We start from the raw sequence: 19,570 nt of genomic DNA on the forward strand, positions 1-19,570 counted from the left end.
GGGTGATGATAAATATCAAAGTTGATGGCAAAGAGATTGAAGTTCCTGATTACTACACGCTGCTTCAGGCTGCCGAGGCAGCTGGGGCAGAAATACCACGTTTTTGTTTTCATGAATCTTTGTCAATTGCTGGAAATTGTCGCATGTGTTTGGTTGAGGTTAAGGGTGGTCCTCCAAAACCTCAGGCTTCTTGTGCTATGGGGGTTCGTGATTTACGGTTAGGACCTAACGGTGAAGCGCCTGAGATTTTTACCAATACGGAGATGGTAAAAAAAGCACGTGAAGGTGTTATGGAATTTCTTCTCATTAATCATCCTTTGGATTGTCCAGTATGTGATCAAGGGGGAGAATGTGATCTTCAAGATCAAGCAATGCTTTATGGGCGAGATTGTTCTCGTTATACAGAAAATAAACGTGCTGTAGAAGATAAATATATTGGACCTCTTGTCAAAACTGTTATGACACGGTGTATTCATTGTACACGGTGTGTTCGTTTTACAACGGAAGTAGCAGGTATTTCTGAGCTTGGTTTGATCGGTCGTGGTGAAGATGCTGAAATTACGACGTATCTTGAAAAAGCTATGACATCTGAATTACAGGGAAATGTTATTGATCTTTGTCCAGTGGGGGCTTTAACCTCAAAACCTTATGCATTTCATGCCCGTCCGTGGGAATTGGTCAAAACGGAATCGATTGATGTGATGGATGCGCTTGGTAGTGCTATCCGTATTGATAGCCGCGGTCGTGAAGTTATGCGGATTATGCCGCGCACGAATGAAGATGTAAATGAGGAATGGATCTCTGATAAAACGCGTTTTATTTGGGATGGATTACGGACTCAGCGGCTTGATAGGCCATATGTACGCAAAGATGGAAAGCTTCAACCTGTCAGTTGGACAGAAGCTTTTGCAAAAATTAAAATGGTGATCTCTAAAATTTTTCCAGAAAAAATTGGAGCCATTGCTGGAGATCTTGCTTCTGTTGAAGAAATGTATGCCCTTAAGGCATTATTGAGTTCGTTGGGCTCAACGCTCTTTGATTGTCGCCAAAGAGGAGTTGCTTTATCGCCTGAGTTTGGGCGTTCGAGTTATATTTTTAATCCTACAATTGCAGGTATTGAACAGGCTGATGCTCTGCTTATTGTGGGATCTAATCCACGTCATGAAGCGGCTGTTTTAAATGCACGCATTTTAAAGCGCCAACGAATAGGAAATTTTCCTATTGCATTAATTGGAGAGAAAGTTGATTTACGTTATCCTTATTCTTACCTTGGATCTGGAAGTGATACATTAACGACACTTATTCGGGGAGAGGATGCTTTTTTAAATGTCTTAAGAGAAGCAAAGAGGCCCCTTATTCTTATTGGAGAGGGAGCAATTTCAGGAAATGAAGGTTTACCTGTTTTAAAAAATCTTGCTAAATTAGCGGATGATATAGGTGCTCTTAGTGAGACATGGAATGGATTTGGAGTTCTTCATAATGCAGCATCAACTGTTGGAGGGTTGGATATAGGCTTTACTTCTAAGCTTGGGGTTGCCAATATTCTAAAAACCTGTGAAATTTTATTTCTACTTGGTGCTGATGAAGTAGAATTAGCTGATACAAAAGCTTTTATAGTTTATATTGGTAGCCATGGTGACAATGGTGCGCATGCTGCTGATGTTATTTTGCCTGCATCTGCTTATACTGAAAAATCAGGGCTTTATGTAAATACAGAAGGGCGTGTTCAAATGACAAATCGGGCTGGTTTTGCTCCAGGTGAAGCAAAAGAAGATTGGGCTATTTTACGTGCTTTATCGGATGTTTTAGGACAAAGGCTTCCTTTTGATTCTCTTTCTCAATTAAGACAATGTTTGTTTAATGATTATCCACATCTTTGTGCCGTTGATGATATAGTGCCTTCTGATATAAGTAATCTTAAGGTGCTTGGTTCAAAAATGGTTTCTCTAGAGAGTCAAACATTTACTTCTATGATTAAAGACTTTTATTTGACAAATCCGATAGCACGTGCTTCTGCCGTTATGGCTGAATGTTCATCTCTTGCAAAAAACCGTGTTACGCAAACTGTAGAGTAAAGGCAAAGGAAAAGGAATAATGATGTATGATTTCTTTATGACTTGGCTGTTGCCATTACTTATTATCGTTGGAAAAACACTGCTTCTTTTAGTCGTTCTTTTGATCTTAGTTGCTTATCTTCTTTACGCAGATAGAAAAATTTGGGCAGCGGTACAATTGCGTCGTGGACCAAACGTTGTTGGCCCATGGGGTTTGTTACAGTCTTTTGCAGATTTAATTAAATTTGTTGTTAAGGAGCCTATTATCCCTGCAGGTGCAAATAAGGGTGTTTTTCTTTTAGCTCCTTTTGTTTCAGCGACACTTGCTTTATCAACTTGGGCTGTTATTCCTGTCAATGAGGGCTGGGAGGTTGCAAAGATTAATGTTGGCTTGCTTTATATTTTAGCCATTTCATCTCTTGAAGTTTATGGTGTTATTATGGGGGGATGGGCATCAAATTCAAAATATCCTTTCTTAGGAGCTCTTCGTTCGGCGGCACAAATGGTTTCTTATGAAGTTTCCATTGGTTTTGTGCTTGTGAGTGTCATTTTAATAAGTGGTTCGTTAGATCTCACAACAATTGTTTTTAAACAAACGCACGGGCTTGGTACAACTCTTGGTCTTCCTTTTAACAGTTTTCTCGATTGGAATTGGTTGGTCCTTTTTCCAATGTTTATTATATTTTTTATTTCTGCGCTTGCAGAGACAAACCGTCCTCCGTTCGATTTGGTGGAAGCAGAATCTGAACTTGTTGCTGGTCATATGGTTGAATATTCTTCAACGCCTTACATGCTCTTCTTTCTAGGTGAATATGTTGCGATTGTTTTAATGTGCGCATTAACAACCATTCTATTTCTGGGCGGTTGGCTGCCTCCTTTAGATGTTTGGTGGCTTAATTGGGTTCCTGGTATCATTTGGTTTGTTTTAAAAGTCTGTTTTGTATTTTTTTGGTTTGCTATGGTTAAAGCTTTTGTTCCACGTTATCGCTATGATCAGCTCATGCGGCTTGGTTGGAAGGTTTTTCTTCCTCTCTCACTAGCAATGGTTGTGATAACTGCTTCTTTTTTAAAATTTACGGATTTCGTTTAAGAGGAGATTTTACGATGTCAGGTTTCATTCAGGCGGCAAAATCACTTCTTCTATTGGAATTCGTGAGTGCTTTTTTCTTAGCTATGCGTCAATTTTTTTCACCAAAACCCACAATTAATTATCCTTATGAAAAAGGTTTTGTATCTGGCCGTTTCCGTGGTGAGCATGCATTGCGTCGCTATCCAAATGGTGAAGAACGGTGTATTGCTTGTAAATTATGTGAAGCAATTTGCCCTGCACAAGCGATTACAATTGAAGCAGGTCCGCGACGTAATGATGGTACACGGAGAACTGTCCGTTATGATATCGATATGGTTAAGTGTATCTACTGCGGTTTTTGTCAAGAAGCGTGTCCGGTAGAAGCTATTGTTGAGGGACCAAATTTTGAATTTGCAACAGAAACACGTGAAGAACTCTATTATGATAAAGAAAAACTTTTAATGAATGGAGATCGTTGGGAGCGAGAAATTGCTCGAAATATATTGATGGATGCACCTTATCGTTAAGTGTATCATTAAATGAGGTGTCGGATAGTTTTCCGATAAATTGTAATCTGGTATGAAGTTTATACCAATTGTTTGAATAATTAAGGAGAAGCCTATGCTAACAGATCTAGCGGCGGCATTTTTCTATTTGTTTGCTTTTATTATGCTAACAAGTGCAGTTATTGTTATTACAGCACGCAATCCAGTGCATTCTGTTTTGTTTTTAATCCTCGCATTTTTTAATGCTGCGGCTTTATTTTTACTTGCAGGAGCAGAGTTTTTAGGACTTATTCTGCTTGTTGTTTATGTTGGAGCTGTCGCTGTTTTATTTTTATTTGTCGTTATGATGCTTGATGTCGATTTTGCTGAGTTAAAGAGTGGAACTCTTCGGTATGCTCCTATTGGAGCTTTTATTGGCGTTATTATCGCTGTAGAATTGATTGTTGTTTTTGTAAGTAGCTATTTTTCTCCAGTCTTGAGAGCGCATATTACGCAACCAATGCCTGATTTAGCGCAGCGAACAAATACACAGGCATTAGGAGATATTCTCTATACGGATTATGTTTTCTATTTTCAAATTGCTGGAATAATTTTATTGGTTGCAATGATTGGTGCTATTGTTTTAACACTTCGTCATAAATTAGGAGTAAAGAGGCAATCTATTGCAGAGCAAGTTTCTAGAACGGTAGAAAGTGCCATTGAAATCAAGCAAGTTGAATCAGGAAAAGGTATTTAAGGGGGGCTATATAGATGTATATTGATATTACGCATTATCTCACAGTTTCTGCTTTGATGTTTACAATTGGTATTGCTGGAATTTTTCTCAACAGAAAAAATGTGATTATTATCTTGATGTCTATTGAGCTTATATTACTCTCAGTTAATCTTAATTTTGTTGCATTTTCAGCGTTTCTTCATGATCTCGTTGGGCAGATATTTGCTCTATTTGTCTTAACCGTAGCAGCTGCTGAAGCTGCCATTGGTTTAGCAATTCTTGTCGTTTTTTTCCGTAATCGTGGTTCCATTGCGGTTGAAGATGTTAATGTAATGAAAGGCTAACCAGTGATGTATTATACGATTGTCTTTCTTCCACTTTTGGGTTTTCTCATTGCTGCACTAGGTGGGAAAACGATAGGAGATCGTGCGAGTGAATTGATAACATGTAGCTTTATGGTGATTGTTGCCATATTGTCGTGGGTGGCTTTTTTTAGTATTGCACTTGATCATACTCCAGCGATTGATGTATTGGTATTACATTGGATGACTGTTGGTGACTTAAGCTTTAACTGGGCTTTACATATTGATACATTAACAGCGGTCATGCTTATTGTTGTAAACAGTGTTTCGGCATTAGTGCATATTTATTCAATTGGTTATATGCATCATGATCCCTCAAGGTCCCGTTTTTTTGCTTATCTTTCTTTGTTTACATTTATGATGCTTATGTTGGTGACCTCCAACAATTTGATCCAAATGTTTTTTGGATGGGAAGGTGTCGGACTTGCTTCTTATCTGTTAATTGGTTTTTGGTTTCAGCGTGATTCTGCTAATAAGGCTGCAATGAAAGCTTTTGTAGTTAACCGTGTTGGAGATTTTGGTTTTCTTTTAGGAATCTTTAGTATTTTTGTTTTATTTCAATCGGTTGATTTTGCCTCTATTTTTGCAAAAGCTGCCGATAAGAGCTTTATACAAAATATGACATTTTTAGATTGGCAATTTGATGGGCAGACGGCAATTACCATTACATGTCTTTTATTATTTATTGGTGCGATGGGAAAATCCGCACAATTTCTTTTACATACTTGGCTTCCTGATGCAATGGAAGGGCCAACCCCTGTATCAGCACTTATTCATGCAGCGACAATGGTAACGGCTGGTGTTTTTATGGTTGCGCGTATGTCGCCAATTTTTGAACTTTCTTCAACTGCTTTGACAGTGATTATTATTGTTGGAGCAACAACGGCATTTTTTGCAGCAACTGTGGGGTTAGTGCAGAATGATATTAAGCGTGTTATTGCTTATTCTACATGTTCTCAACTTGGTTATATGTTTGTTGCATTAGGTGTTGGAGCTTATGGAGCTGCTATCTTTCATCTTTTTACGCATGCTTTTTTTAAAGCCTTATTGTTTCTTGGGGCGGGCTCTGTCATTCATGCTGTATCTGATGAACAAGATATGCGAAAAATGGGCGGGTTACGCAAACATATAAAGGTCACCTATTGGATGATGATGGTCGGGACCATTGCATTGACCGGTGTTGGCGTTCCTGGAACACTTTTCGGGACTGCTGGTTTTTTCTCAAAAGATGCGATTATAGAGTCTGCTTTTGCATCCCATAATATTGCTTCAGGATATGCTTTTTATCTTCTTGTTTTTGCAGCCTTATTAACAAGCTTTTATTCATGGCGGCTTATTTTTATGACGTTCCATGGAAAACCACGAGCAACTGTTGATGTTATGCATCATGTACATGAATCGCCCCCAGTGATGTTGATCCCTCTCTTTATTTTATCTATTGGAGCAATATTTGCTGGTGTTATTTTCCAACCTTATTTTTTTGGTGATTTATACGATACTTTTTGGAAGGGAGCATTGTTTACAAGCAGCCACAATCATATCCTTCATGATGCCCACCATGTTTTTAATTGGGTAAAATGGTCGCCTTTTATAGCAATGATTCTTGGGTTTATGTTGGCTTATTTATTTTATATTGCGGCTCCCTCTCTTCCCAAGAAAATGGCGCGTATTATGCCAGGAGTGTATCACTTTCTTTACCAAAAGTGGTATTTCGATCAATTATATAACTTTTTATTTGTTCGTCCTACCTTTAGAATTGGTTCTTTTCTTTGGAAAGTGGGAGACGGTAAGATTATTGATGGTCTAGGTCCCAATGGTATTGCAGCGCGTGTTGTTGATATTACAAATAGAGTTGTTCGAATGCAAACAGGCTATCTTTACCACTATGCATTTGCAATGCTTATCGGCGTTGCATTGCTCATTACATGGATGATGATCGGGGGCGTAAACTAATGACCGATTGGCCTATTCTTTCTACGGTTACATTTTTGCCGCTTGTTGGTGTTCTTCTGATTTTGTTTATCAAAGATGATAGTGAAGTAGCACGCCATAATATACGTAATGTTGCATTTTTTACGACTCTATTTGTTTTTATTATTTCTTTAATTATTTGGATAGGATTTGATTCTAGCAACCAAAATTTTCAAATGGTTGAAAAATCCAGTTGGTTAGGGGGTGGTATTAGCTATCATATGGGGGTCGATGGTATTTCTATTCTTTTTGTTGTTCTCTCGGCTTTTCTTTTGCCTTTCTGTATTTTAGCAAGTTGGGAGAATGTTAAAGAGAGATTAAAAGCCTATATGATTGCGTTTCTTCTTCTAGAAGTTGCGATTATTGGTGTTTTTTGTGCTCTTGATGCAATGCTATTCTATGTTTTTTTTGAAGGCAGCCTCATTCCAATGTTTATCATTATAGGTGTGTGGGGTGGAGCACGTCGTGTTTATGCAAGTATCAAGTTTTTCCTATACACTTTACTTGGTTCAGTGCTTATGTTGGTTGCTCTTATGGTTATGTATTGGGAGGCTGGGACACTTGATATACCAACTTTACTCAATTATCAGTTTCCTGCTCATATGCAAATATGGTTGTGGCTTGCATTTTTTGCTTCTTTCGCAGTTAAAATGCCAATGTGGCCAGTTCATACATGGCTCCCTGATGCTCACGTAGAAGCACCGACGGCGGGTTCTGTTATTTTAGCTGGTGTCTTACTTAAATTAGGTGGGTATGGTTTTCTTCGTTTTTCTTTACCAATGTTTCCTATCGCTTCAGCAGATTTTGCGCCTTTTGTTTTCACATTATCGCTTATCGCTATTATTTATACATCACTGGTTGCACTTGTTCAAAGTGACATCAAAAAACTTATTGCATATTCCTCAATAGCGCATATGGGATATGTAACGATGGGTATTTTTGCTGCGAATGAACAGGGGATACAAGGGGCTATTTATCAGATGCTATCCCATGGAATTGTTTCAGCAGCATTGTTTCTTTGTGTTGGTGTTATCTATGATCGCTTGCATACACGTGAAATTTCAGCGTTTGGTGGTTTAGTGAATAATATGCCTAAATATGCTGTTGTTTTCTTAATTTTCACCATGGCAAATGTTGGTTTGCCTGGAAGCTCAGGGTTTTTGGGTGAATTTTTAACCTTAATAGGTGTTTTTCAAGTAAATAAATTGGTTGTTGTTTTAGCAACAACAGGTGTTATCTTATCGGCAGCCTATGCTCTTTATCTTTATCGGCGTGTGATTTTTGGTTCCTTGGATAAAGAGAATTTAAAAGTATTAATAGATCTTTCTTTAAGAGAAAAATTCCTCCTTTATCCAATGGTTATTCTTACAATATTCTTTGGTATCTATCCAACGCCTATTCTTAAGGCAACGGCGTTTTCCGTAGAAACCCTCATCAATAAACTGCACTAGATAAGGGAAGAATGCACATGCAAACTGAAATAATAGCGCAATTAGTCTTAATTCTTCCAGAGCTTTTAATTGCATTAGGAGCTGTCGTGCTGCTTATGATTGGTGTTTATTCCAATACACGTGCTTCTTTAACAGTGACAGGTTTAGCCATAGCACTTCTTGTGGCAACCATTGTTATTCTTATAGTTTTTCCGGAAAATGGCTCATTTCAAACCAATGCGCTCGTTATCGATTCCTTTAGTCGTTATATGAAAATTTTAATGCTTATTGGTGCACTCTTTTCTCTTATCATGTCTGTTGGTTTTGCCAATGCACAAAAGTTTAATATATTTGAGTTTCCAGTGCTTGTTCTTTTAGCAACCCTTGGAATGATGTTTATGATTTCAGCGGGTAATATGCTGTCGCTTTATATGGGGTTAGAATTGCAATCTTTAGCTTTATATGTTTTAGCAGCGATTAATCGTAATAATGTGAAATCTTCTGAAGCCGGTATAAAATACTTTGTTTTAGGAGCATTATCTTCAGGGTTGCTTCTTTATGGTATTTCTTTGCTTTATGGTTTTACCGGTCAAATTGGTTTTCACGAAATTGCTCTTGCTTTAAAAGGCAAGAATGTACAATTAGGGGTTATTTTTGGAATTGTCTTTATTTTAGCTGGTTTGGCTTTCAAAATTTCTGCTGTTCCGTTTCATATGTGGACACCTGATGTTTATGAAGGAGCGCCCACACCGATTACAGCATTTTTTGCTGGTGCCCCTAAAGTCGCTGCAATGGCTTTAATCATCCGTATTATTGTGGTGACCTTTATTCCCCTAGGACGTGTTGATAACGTGATGCCTGCATGGCAACAAATTTTGGTGTTCATGGCAATTGCATCAATGATACTGGGTGCTTTTGCTGCAATCGGTCAGAATAATATTAAGCGCTTAATGGCTTATTCGTCGATCAGTCATATGGGTTATGCACTTGTTGGTTTATCTGCTGGAGATATGCTTGGGATAAAAAGCGTTATCCTTTATATGACTATTTATCTTGGAATGACGCTTGGTTCATTTGCCTTTATTCTTGGAATGCGCTCTCAGAATGGAAATGTTGAAAATATTTATGATCTTTCAGGGTTAGCAAAAACGAATCCGTTTATGGCTGTTGTGATGACAATACAGCTTTTTTCTTTAGCAAGCATACCTCCTATGGCTGGTTTTTTTGGAAAGTGGTATACATTTTCTGCTGCTGTCCACGCTGGACTTACGCCACTTGCTGTCGTTGGGATGATAGCGTCTGTAGTTGGGGCTTTTTACTATTTGCGAGTCATTAAAATTATGTGGTTTGATGATGCAAAAGCGCATTTTGTTGCTTTATCGAAAGAGCTTCAATTTTGTCTTGGTCTTTCTGTATTCTTTATTTTATTTTACGCGCTTTTTGGAGTTTGGTTCGCTGAGCTAGCAGAAAAAGCAGCAACAGCATTGTTTTAACGAATATGGTTTATACTTTATCAGATTTTGCACAAAAACAGGGATACACTGTTGAAGCGTACGATAGTATTGATTCAACAAATCTCATTGCGCAACGAAAAGCGCAAACTGGTCATCAAGGTAATCTTTGGATTGTTGCACAAGAACAATTACAGGGAAGAGCGAGAAGAGGGAGAACTTGGTCTAGTCCTAAAGGGAACCTTTATTCTAGTCTTTTGTTAATTGAGGATATTGTGCATCAAACTGCTGCTCAACTTGGTTTTGTTGCTGGAGTAAGTGTAGCAGAGGCAATAAAACAATTTATAAAAGATGAAAAGCAAACAAACAATATTGTGAGCTTAAAATGGCCAAACGATATTTTGCTCAGAGGTGTGAAAAGCTCTGGAATTTTGCTCGAGATTTTAAAATTGCCATCACAACAATATGCATTGGTTATTGGTATTGGAATAAATGTGAAATATAATTATGAAAACGCACTCTATCCCACTTCAAGTTTAAAGAATATTGGTTTGCATATTGAAGCAGAACAGTTATTTACGGTTCTGACGGAGTTTTTTTCTAAAAACTATCTCCTTTGGAAACAATCAGGAGGACGCAATATAATTCGCGAAAAGTGGCTTTTATACTCTGCTCATCTTGGGCAACATGTCAAAATAATCAATGATGAAAAAGTCATCGAAGGTATTTTTGATGGTCTTGATAGTGATTTTAACTGCATCATAAAACAAAATAATGGTCAAACAGCCATTATAACAGCTGGGGATGTTCATTTTGGTTCAGCTGCTTCTGCTCATGCAAATCGTATTAATTGATAAAGTTTTATTTCATCATCAGATTATCTTAATGATTTAGGAGATGTTTATGGTTGCGGCCAACGAGAATGAATTTGTTTTTTTACCTTTAGGAGGAGTAGGTGAAATAGGGATGAATCTCGCTGCTTATGGATTTGGTCCTGAAAATTTTCGTGAATGGTTGCTTGTTGATATGGGAGTTAGTTTTGCTGGACCTGAATTACCGGGAGCAGATCTTGTTTTGCCTGATATTCGTTTTCTAGAAAGTGAAAAACACAATATTCATGGTCTTGTTTTAACACATGCTCATGAAGATCATTATGGGGCCGTTCTTGATTTATGGCCAAAGTTACAGGTTCCAATTTACTGTACGCCTTTTACGGCAGGATTATTGGAAAGTAAAAGGCAAGCAGATTTTGAATCTCAAAAAATTTCACTCAATATTTTTCAAGCTGGTGATTGTTTTCAGGTAGGTTCCTTTGCTGTAGAGGCTATAGCCGTTAACCATTCAATACCAGAAGCTGTCTCTTTAGCAATTACAACCTCTTTGGGGACTGTGATTCATACTGGTGATTGGAAAATCGATCATACCCCTTCACTCGGGGCTGTAACCGATGAAAAAAGATTTCGTGCTTTAGGCAAAAAAGGTGTTTTAGCATTACTTTGTGATTCCACAAATGCGTGTCGGGATGGTATATCTCCATCAGAGCAGCAGGTTCAAACCAGTCTTTCTGAAATTATTTTGAAAGCTAAAGGGCGCGTTGCGATAGCAACTTTTGCTTCTAATATTGGTCGGATACGTTCTATTGCTCTTGCCGCTGAAGCTTCTGGGCGTAAGGTACTTGTCATTGGGCGTTCCCTTAAGCGAAGTATTATGGTTGCACAAGAGCTTGGTTATATGAATGGTTTAGCGCCATTTGTAACAGAAGATGATTATGGTTACATCCCGCGAAAAGATCTTGTTTTAATCGTCACAGGAAGCCAAGGTGAGCCGTGTGCTGCTTTGGCTAAACTTTCACGTGATGGAATGAGGAATATTGCACTCTCCGCTGGTGATACCGTTATTTATTCATCACGAAGTATTCCAGGAAACGAAAAATCTATTCTTGAGGTACAAAATCGTTTCATTGATTTGGGTATTGAAATTATTACGAATGAAGATGCTCTTGTTCATGTTTCAGGTCATCCCCGTCGTTCAGAACTTTTACAGATGTATGATTGGATAAAGCCACAGATACTTGTTCCTGTACATGGGGAAGCAATGCATCTTAAGACTCACGCAACTTTAGCCCGTCAAGCAGGTATTCAAACTGTTATGGATATCAGAAATGGCTATATGTTACGTCTCGCACCAAAGCCTGTAAAAGTTGTTGATCAAGTTCCTGTTGGACGTATCTATAAGGATGGTTGCCTAATTGGGGATGAAGATGAATTAGGGATTCGTGAACGCCGCAAACTCAGTTATGCTGGTCATGTTACTATTTCTCTCCATATAAATAATAAGTATGAATTATTGGGGGATATCGGTCTATCAACATTCGGGTTACCTGAAAATAATGGAAAAGGGGAGAGTTTGAAAGATATTCTTTTAGATATTGTAGAAAATACAGTTTATAACATCCCACGGCTAAAACGGAACAATAATGAACTTATTCGAGAGGCAACACGACGTGCAGTAAGAGCAGCTGTTCATGAGATTTGGCAAAAAAAACCTATCTGTACAGTTTTTTTGCATCGGTCAAAATAAAGAATTTTCCTATTACGTTATTTAAAGAGAAAAGCATTTTTATTTTATTGCTAAATAAGAAAAATAGAGAATAGAGCACAATAAATTTTGAAACAATAAGATCGTTATATTTGCAAGTATTCAGAATGCGGCTATAGATGAATGGAGGGTGTGTTAAATTGTTTCAATATGGTAGATCTGATTAGGAGTTAATTATTTCAATGCGTCTTTCTCAATATTTCCTTCCCCTGTTAAAAGAGAATCCTAAAGAAGCAGAAATTGTTTCTCATCGTTTTATGTTGCGTGCTGGGATGATTCGACAGCAAACATCAGGAATTTATTCTTGGCTTCCTTTGGGAAAAAAAGTGCTTGATAAAGTTTGTAAAATTATTCGTGAGGAGCAAGAACGCGCTGGTGCAATAGAAGTATTGATGCCTACAATTCAATCTGCTGATCTTTGGCGTGAAAGCGGTCGCTATGATGATTATGGTTTGGAAATGCTCCGCATTAAAGATCGTCAAAAACGTGATTTACTTTATGGTCCAACCAATGAAGAGATGGTAACAGATATTTTTCGCTCTTATGTTCGTTCTTATAAAGATCTTCCGCTTAATTTGTATCATATTCAATGGAAATTTCGTGATGAAATTCGTCCACGTTTTGGTGTGATGCGGGCACGAGAATTTTTAATGAAAGATGCTTATTCTTTTGATCTTGATTATGAAGGTTCTAAAACATCTTATAACCGTATGTTTGTTGCTTATTTACGCACTTTTTTTCGTCTTGGTTTAAAAGCAATTCCCATGCGTGCTGACACAGGTCCCATTGGGGGGGAGCTCAGTCATGAATTTATCATTTTGGCTGAAACGGGAGAGAGCGCTATCTTCTGTGATAGACAATTTCTTGAACTTACCGTTCCCCATAGTTCAATCGATTTCAGTGATAAAGCTGTTTTAGATGATATTGTTAAGCAATGGACATCTTTTTATGCAGCAACGGAAGAAATGCATGAGGAAGAGGAATGGGCTAAAATTTCTGAGAATAATCGTCTTTCAGCGCGTGGTATTGAGGTTGGGCATATTTTCCACTTTGGTACTAAATATTCCGCTCCAATGGGAGCAAAAGTTATGGGACAAGATGGAAAAGAGCATGTGGTCTCTATGGGATCTTATGGTATTGGGCCTTCGCGTCTTGTTGCGGCCGCTATTGAGGCTTCTCATGATGAAAATGGTATTATTTGGCCAAAGTCGATGGCACCGTTCGATTTTGGGATTATCAATATGAAGCCCGATGATGAAAAATGCACACAGGCATGTGAGTTTCTCTATCAGGGATTAAAGAAGGTTGGTTTTGATCCGTTATTAGATGATAGAAATGAACGTCCTGGATCAAAATTTGCAACAATGGATTTGATTGGTTTGCCAACGCAAATCATTGTTGGTCCTAACAGCATTGCACAAAATGAAGTTGAAATTAAAGATCGCAAAACAGGTGTAAAAAAATCTCTAAAGGTTGAAGATGTACTCAGCCAACTTTCTATAATTTAATAGGAAATATTATGAAGAGGCTGAAAAACAAATGCTTTTCATCTTATGAGTGGATGATCGCTTTTCGTTATATGATTCCGAATAAAAAACATGTCGTTGCCTCTGTTATTTCAATTATTTCTCTTATTGGGATTATGTTGGGCGTATTTGCTCTGGTTGTTGTTATGGCGGTGATGAATGGCTTTCGTACAGAACTTCTCAATCGTATTCTTGGTATGAATGGACATCTTATTGTTCAAACAGTTGATTCTGGTTTTTCTGATTATAAGACTCTTATTTCTTCTTTAGAAACTACAAACGGTGTGAAGTTTGCTTTACCTGTTATTGAAGGTCAAGCGCTTGTTCAAGGTGAAGTTCAAGGTGGCTCTGGCGCGTTAGTTCGTGGTATGCGCAAACAAGATCTAGAAAAGCTTAAAACAGTCTCTCAAAACATTAAATTAGGATCGATTTCTCGGTTTGATCAACAAGAAGGTGTTGCAATTGGAAGTGGCTTAGCAGAAAAATTAGGACTGACAGTTGGAAGAGATATTCGTATTATTACTCCAGATGGTGATGAGACTCCTTTTGGCGTTACTCCGCGCGTGAAAGCTTATAAAGTCGTTGCTATTTTTGAAGTTGGTATGTCTGAATATGATTCAATATTTATCTTTATGCCTCTTCATGAAGCACAAATGTTTTTTAATTTAGGAGATAAGGTTCAGTCTTTAGAGTTATTTCTAAATAATCCTGATGCAGTTGATCAAATAAAACCCGTTGTAGAAAAAGCAGTTGATCAACAGGTTTATTTAATTGATTGGCGTACACGCAATCAGGCTTTTTTTTCAGCTTTACAAATTGAACGAAATGTTATGTTTTTTATTCTTTCTCTGATCGTTCTTGTTGCTGCTTTAAATATTATTTCAGGGCTGATTATGCTTGTAAAAGATAAAAGTCATGATATTGCAATTTTACGCACGATGGGGGCGCAACAGAGTGCGATTTTGCGTATATTTATCATTACAGGAATGATGATTGGTTTTATTGGAACGATATTGGGGTTAGTTTTAGGTGTTATCGCGACCGCGAATATTAATCATATACAAGATTTTATATCTTGGTTATTTAATGTTGACGTTTTTAATCCTCAACTTTATTTTTTAACAAAATTGCCTGCACAAATTGAGTGGAGACAGACCGTCTTGGTTGCTATGATGGCTTTATTTTTGTCGTTTCTTGCTGCTCTCATTCCGGCATGGCGAGCTGCTAAGCTAGATCCCGTACAAGCTTTGAGGTATGAATAATGACAGCTATTTTAGAGCTTGTAGAGATTGAAAGACGCTTTTTCGAGGGGCATAAGCCGCTCATTGTTTTAGATAAAGCGAATTTTATTCTTAATCGTGGAGAGCTTGTCGCACTTGTTGCACCATCTGGTGCTGGAAAATCAACACTTCTTCATATTGCTGGATTATTAGAAAAACCAACCGCTGGTGATGTGATGTTACGGGGTGTTTCTTGTGCAAAGCGTTCTGATAGTGAGCGAACAGCTATAAGACGAAATGATATTGGTTTTGTTTATCAATTTCATCATTTACTTCCAGAGTTTACGGCGTTAGAAAATGTCATGATACCGCAAATGATAGCAGGATTAAAAAAATCCATAGCAGAAGATCGTGCGCGAAAATTATTAACGTATCTGCGTATTTCTCATCGTGCTAACCATCGTCCCTCAGAGTTATCGGGAGGAGAACAACAACGTGTTGCTATTGCACGTGCAGTAGCAAATGGCCCTTCGGTTCTTTTGGCTGATGAACCTACAGGAAATCTTGATCCAGTAACTTCAGCTTATGTCTTTCAAGCTTTATCTATCCTTGTTCGTCAGTCTGGTCTTTCTGCTCTTATTGCAACACATAATTACGCTTTGGCTAAGCAAATGCATCGTCGAATTACACTTAAAGAACAAAAAATTATAGAACTTCCTTAAAGCAATGTATAAAATTTATACGAATAATTGAATAGTTTATATTACTTTATTCAAGGAGATTTTTTATGACAGTTTTTGCCGTTGACAAAAATCAATTAGATGCTCGTCGTCGTCGATTGATTTTTCGTGCATGGCATCGCGGTATTCGTGAAATGGATCTCATTTTTGGACATTATGTTGATGCTCATATCATTGAGATGAATGATAAAACGCTCTCTGAGCTTGAGTATATTATGTCTTTTGATGATCGTGATTTACTCACATGGATTACTGGAGAAATTTTGCCCCCCTCTGAAGTTGATAGTCCACTTTTCCGTGATATTGCCAATTATCGTACTTGCTTAAGTTATTAATCCCGATGCCTATATTTAAAAAAATTGTTGTTCCCAAAAATAATTCTGTTCGTATGATTTTAGATGGCGTTACTGATGGATTTGAAGCCTTTGCGCTTGCTAAATTAAGTTCAGAAATTGCACAAGGTAAACCGCTCATCTATGTTATCCGTGACGGAACAAAAATTGCGCATTTACAACAAGTTTTAAATTTTATTGAACCCAATTTACCCGTACTTCAATTTCCTGCATGGGATTGTTTGCCTTATGATCGTGTGTCACCAGGAATTGCTGTTATGGCACGTCGACTATCAACATTGGCACACATAGCAAATTTACGGAAAGATCCACATCCTGCAATTATATTAACAACAGCAAATGCAATTATGCAAAAGTTGCCTCCTCGTGAAATGATAGAAGCTCAGCTTATTCACGCATGTGTTGGCCAACGCAATAACATGGGAAATCTTATTCAATTCCTAGAAACCAATGGTTTTGAACGCGTTACAGTTGTCCGTGATGTTGGTGAGTTTGCTGTAAGAGGAGGAATACTTGATATCTTTTCTCCGATGGATGTTGAACCTTTACGCCTTGATTTTTTTGGAGATACCCTAGAAAGTATCCGCGTATTTGATCCAGAAAGTCAAAGGACAACACGTCAAAAAACTGAACTTTTATTACAGGCAATGAGTGAGGTTGTTCTTACACCAGAACGAATCAGCCGATTTAAAAGCAATTATACCCGTACATTTGGTGTATCACAAAAAAATAACATGCTTTATGAAGCAATTGCTCAAGGACGGCGTTTTGCCGGTATGGAACATTGGCTTCCTTTTTTTTATGAAAACCTTGACACTTTTTTTGACCATTGTGGCAACCTACCGCTTGTTTTTGAGCATCTTATAGAAGAAGTTTTCATTGAGCGCTATCGCCTTATTGAAGACTATTATAATGCGCGTAAAGAGCGCGAAAATGATAAAGAAATTTCTACTTCTTATCATCCAATAGACCCTAGTCTTCTTTATTTAACGCCAGAGCGTGTTTTGGAATGTGTGCAACAATCTTCACAGCGTATTGATTTTTCACCTTTTAATATTCCACAAAGTTTGGAACAAACAGTTATTCACACCAATGTTAAACAGGGATATGATTTTGTAAAAGAGCGTAATGCGCAAGAAAAAAATGTTTTTTCAAATGTTATTGATCATATCGCCTCTTTACGCACTGCTGGCAAAAAAGTACTTTTAGCGTGTTGGAGTGAAGGGTCTCTCAATCGTTTGATACAAGTTCTTGATGAGCATGGATTGAAAAAAATAGATGTTGTAAAATCCTTGCAAACTGTCAAAGCAACACCACGAGATCATATATTAGCAGCTGTTATCATGATAGAACATGGTTTTGAGGCTGAAGATTTAGCTATTATAGCAGAGCAGGATATCCTAGGTGATCGCTTCATCAGATCACCAAAGCGGCGTAAGAATAATACAAATTTTATTTCTGAAATTTCTGCTTTAAATTCTGGTGATATTGTTGTGCATATCGACCATGGTATTGGCCAATTTGTTGGTCTTAAAACCATCACAACCACTGGAATTTTACGAGATTGCCTTGAAATTAAATATGCTGGAGGAGATCTCCTCTTTTTACCTGTTGAAAATATTGAGCTTCTCTCACGTTATGGCTCAGAAGGAACAGAGGTAACTTTAGATAAATTAGGGGGTGTTGCTTGGCAAGCACGTAAAGCGCGGCTTAAAAAACATTTATTGGAAATGGCAGGGCAATTAATCCGTATAGCTGCAGAGCGTATGACTCGTGCTGCGCCTGCTTTACTTCCACCAATTGGACCATTTGATGAGTTTGTTGCTTGCTTTCCCTATGAAGAAACGGAAGATCAAATGAATGCAATTGATGCTGTTCTGGATGATCTAGCCTCAGGCAAGCCGATGGATCGCTTGATATGCGGTGATGTTGGTTTTGGAAAAACTGAAGTAGCCATTCGAAGTGCTTTTGTTGCAGCATTAAATGGATATCAGGTTGCGGTTGTTGTACCAACAACTTTGCTTTCACGTCAACATTACAAAACATTTATTTCGCGTTTTCAAGGATTACCAGTTAAAATTGGACATGCTTCGAGGCTTGTAAAAGCGAAAGAACTTGCACGAGTAAAAAAAGGTGTTTCAGATGGTACAATCGATATTGTCATTGGAACCCATGCATTATTAAGTGGTGCAGTTAATTTTTTACGGTTAGGCCTTCTTATCATTGATGAGGAACAGCATTTTGGTGTCAAACACAAAGAGCGTTTAAAAGAGCTTAAAAGTGATATTCATGTTCTCACACTTTCAGCAACTCCCATACCACGCACTTTAGGGTTAGCTTTATCGGGTGTACGTGAACTTTCATTGATAACAACCCCCCCCATTGATAGAATGGCGGTTCGTACTTTTATTTCACCATTTGATGCACTTGTTATACGAGAGACCCTGCTTCGAGAATATTATCGTGGTGGACAAAGTTTCTATGTTTGTCCTCGTATTTCTGATCTGGCTTTTGTAGAAGAATATCTCAAAACACATGTGCCAGAACTGAAATTCGTTGTGGCTCATGGACAAATGCCGGCTGGACAACTTGATGATATCATGAATGCATTTTATGATGGGCAATATGATGTGCTACTCTCAACAACCATTATTGAATCGGGGCTTGATATTCCAACAGCCAATACTCTAATTGTGCATCGTGCTGAGATGTTTGGCCTTTCTGCCCTTTATCAGTTACGTGGTAGGGTAGGGCGTTCAAAACAACGTGCTTATGCTCTCTTTACATTTCCTGCTGGTAAAGTCTTAACAGCTGCTGCCGATCGCCGTCTTAAAGTTTTACAATCTCTTGACACCTTAGGGGCTGGTTTTCAATTGGCAAGCCATGACATGGATATCCGCGGTTCAGGCAATTTTTTAGGTGAAGAGCAATCGGGGCATATCAAAGAAGTTGGATTTGAACTCTATCAAAAAATGCTTGAAGAAGCTATTGCTGAATTAAAAGATGGAGAGCTAAATGAAGATAAGCAATGGTCTCCTCAAATTTCTCTTGGTACAACAGTGATGATACCAGAAAGTTTCGTGCCTGACTTATCATTACGTATGGGACTTTATCGTCGTTTAACAGAACTTGATGATTTAGAACAAATTGATGAATTTGCAGCGGAGTTAATTGATCGCTTTGGTCCTTTACCCATTGAGGTTCAACACCTTCTTAAAGTCTTTTATATCAAAACATTGTGTCGAAAAGCGCATGTAGAGAAATTAGATACAGGACCAAAGGGGATTGTTATACAGTTTCGTAATAACTATTTCGCAAATAGTGTTGCTCTTGTTCAGTGGGTTGGAAAACAAGGTTCGATGGCAAAAATTCGTCCAGATCAAAGTATCGCTCTTATTCGTGATTGGTCCACAGCGGATGAAAGGCTTGTTGGAGCAGCGAATATTATGACACAGCTTGTCGAAATGGCAGAACAACATTCTGTTTAAAAAATATCTTTATTATTTCAGAACTATTACTTATTTTTATAAAATTCTTATATAAAAACAATTATTTATTGATTTTATATAAGAATA

At 37.8% G+C, this 19,570-nt stretch carries 15 protein-coding genes; all 15 read left to right on the forward strand.

Annotated features, from left to right (window positions below; all coding sequences use genetic code 11):
- The first annotated feature begins 5 nt into the window (after positions 1-5).
- The 15 genes from nuoG to mfd all read left to right on the forward strand — a co-directional run bounded on the left by nuoG (position 6) and on the right by mfd (position 19,483).
- Entirely contained in the window at positions 6-2,075 is a 2,070-nt protein-coding gene (gene nuoG / locus ACFIMU_RS04870) for an NADH-quinone oxidoreductase subunit NuoG (RefSeq protein ID WP_375606835.1), read from the forward strand.
- A 22-nt stretch (positions 2,076-2,097) separates the two neighbouring features.
- Entirely contained in the window at positions 2,098-3,144 is a 1,047-nt protein-coding gene (nuoH, locus tag ACFIMU_RS04875; RefSeq protein WP_375606922.1) for an NADH-quinone oxidoreductase subunit NuoH, read from the forward strand.
- A 14-nt stretch (positions 3,145-3,158) separates the two neighbouring features.
- On the forward strand, positions 3,159-3,650 hold the full coding sequence (nuoI, locus tag ACFIMU_RS04880; RefSeq protein ID WP_375606836.1) for an NADH-quinone oxidoreductase subunit NuoI: 492 nt from the start codon (positions 3,159-3,161) through the stop codon (positions 3,648-3,650).
- A 94-nt stretch (positions 3,651-3,744) separates the two neighbouring features.
- Entirely contained in the window at positions 3,745-4,365 is a 621-nt protein-coding gene (locus tag ACFIMU_RS04885) for an NADH-quinone oxidoreductase subunit J (RefSeq protein ID WP_375696865.1), read from the forward strand.
- Between the two features lie 14 nt (positions 4,366-4,379).
- A complete protein-coding gene (nuoK, locus tag ACFIMU_RS04890) occupies positions 4,380-4,688 on the forward strand; it encodes an NADH-quinone oxidoreductase subunit NuoK (RefSeq protein WP_015856359.1) in 309 nt (102 codons plus the stop codon).
- A gap of 6 nt (positions 4,689-4,694) precedes the next feature.
- On the forward strand, positions 4,695-6,659 hold the full coding sequence (gene nuoL, locus ACFIMU_RS04895) for an NADH-quinone oxidoreductase subunit L (RefSeq protein ID WP_375696879.1): 1,965 nt from the start codon (positions 4,695-4,697) through the stop codon (positions 6,657-6,659).
- Positions 6,659-8,128 carry an NADH-quinone oxidoreductase subunit M gene (locus ACFIMU_RS04900; protein ID WP_375695754.1) on the forward strand — a complete coding sequence of 490 codons (1,470 nt, stop codon included), beginning with the start codon at positions 6,659-6,661 and terminating at the stop codon, positions 8,126-8,128. The genes nuoL and ACFIMU_RS04900 overlap by 1 nt, the downstream gene beginning before the upstream one ends.
- Positions 8,129-8,145: 17 nt before the next feature.
- Positions 8,146-9,600 carry an NADH-quinone oxidoreductase subunit NuoN gene (nuoN, locus tag ACFIMU_RS04905; RefSeq protein ID WP_375610346.1) on the forward strand — a complete coding sequence of 485 codons (1,455 nt, stop codon included), beginning with the start codon at positions 8,146-8,148 and terminating at the stop codon, positions 9,598-9,600.
- A 5-nt stretch (positions 9,601-9,605) separates the two neighbouring features.
- Positions 9,606-10,412, forward strand: a complete 807-nt coding sequence (locus ACFIMU_RS04910) for a biotin--[acetyl-CoA-carboxylase] ligase (RefSeq protein ID WP_375615195.1) — start codon at positions 9,606-9,608, stop codon at positions 10,410-10,412.
- Between the two features lie 49 nt (positions 10,413-10,461).
- Positions 10,462-12,138: a ribonuclease J gene (locus ACFIMU_RS04915; RefSeq protein ID WP_375606841.1), complete on the forward strand. Its 1,677-nt coding sequence runs from the start codon at positions 10,462-10,464 to the stop codon at positions 12,136-12,138.
- 200 nt (positions 12,139-12,338) lie between these two features.
- Complete coding sequence (gene proS, locus ACFIMU_RS04920) at positions 12,339-13,664, forward strand: proline--tRNA ligase (protein WP_375606842.1); 1,326 nt, start codon at positions 12,339-12,341, stop codon at positions 13,662-13,664.
- An 11-nt stretch (positions 13,665-13,675) separates the two neighbouring features.
- The gene (locus ACFIMU_RS04925; RefSeq protein WP_375614586.1) at positions 13,676-14,944 is read left to right on the forward strand and encodes a lipoprotein-releasing ABC transporter permease subunit; all 1,269 of its coding nucleotides are present in this window, start codon (positions 13,676-13,678) and stop codon (positions 14,942-14,944) included.
- The gene (locus ACFIMU_RS04930) at positions 14,944-15,624 is read left to right on the forward strand and encodes an ABC transporter ATP-binding protein (protein WP_375606844.1); all 681 of its coding nucleotides are present in this window, start codon (positions 14,944-14,946) and stop codon (positions 15,622-15,624) included. The genes ACFIMU_RS04925 and ACFIMU_RS04930 overlap by 1 nt, the downstream gene beginning before the upstream one ends.
- A 65-nt stretch (positions 15,625-15,689) precedes the next feature.
- The gene (locus ACFIMU_RS04935; RefSeq protein WP_375606845.1) at positions 15,690-15,977 is read left to right on the forward strand and encodes a succinate dehydrogenase assembly factor 2; all 288 of its coding nucleotides are present in this window, start codon (positions 15,690-15,692) and stop codon (positions 15,975-15,977) included.
- Between the two features lie 5 nt (positions 15,978-15,982).
- Positions 15,983-19,483, forward strand: a complete 3,501-nt coding sequence (gene mfd, locus ACFIMU_RS04940; RefSeq protein ID WP_375696866.1) for a transcription-repair coupling factor — start codon at positions 15,983-15,985, stop codon at positions 19,481-19,483.
- Positions 19,484-19,570 lie beyond the last annotated feature (87 nt).

This window comes from Bartonella sp. AC70YNML (assembly GCF_042196545.1).
Classification (GTDB): domain Bacteria; phylum Pseudomonadota; class Alphaproteobacteria; order Rhizobiales; family Rhizobiaceae; genus Bartonella.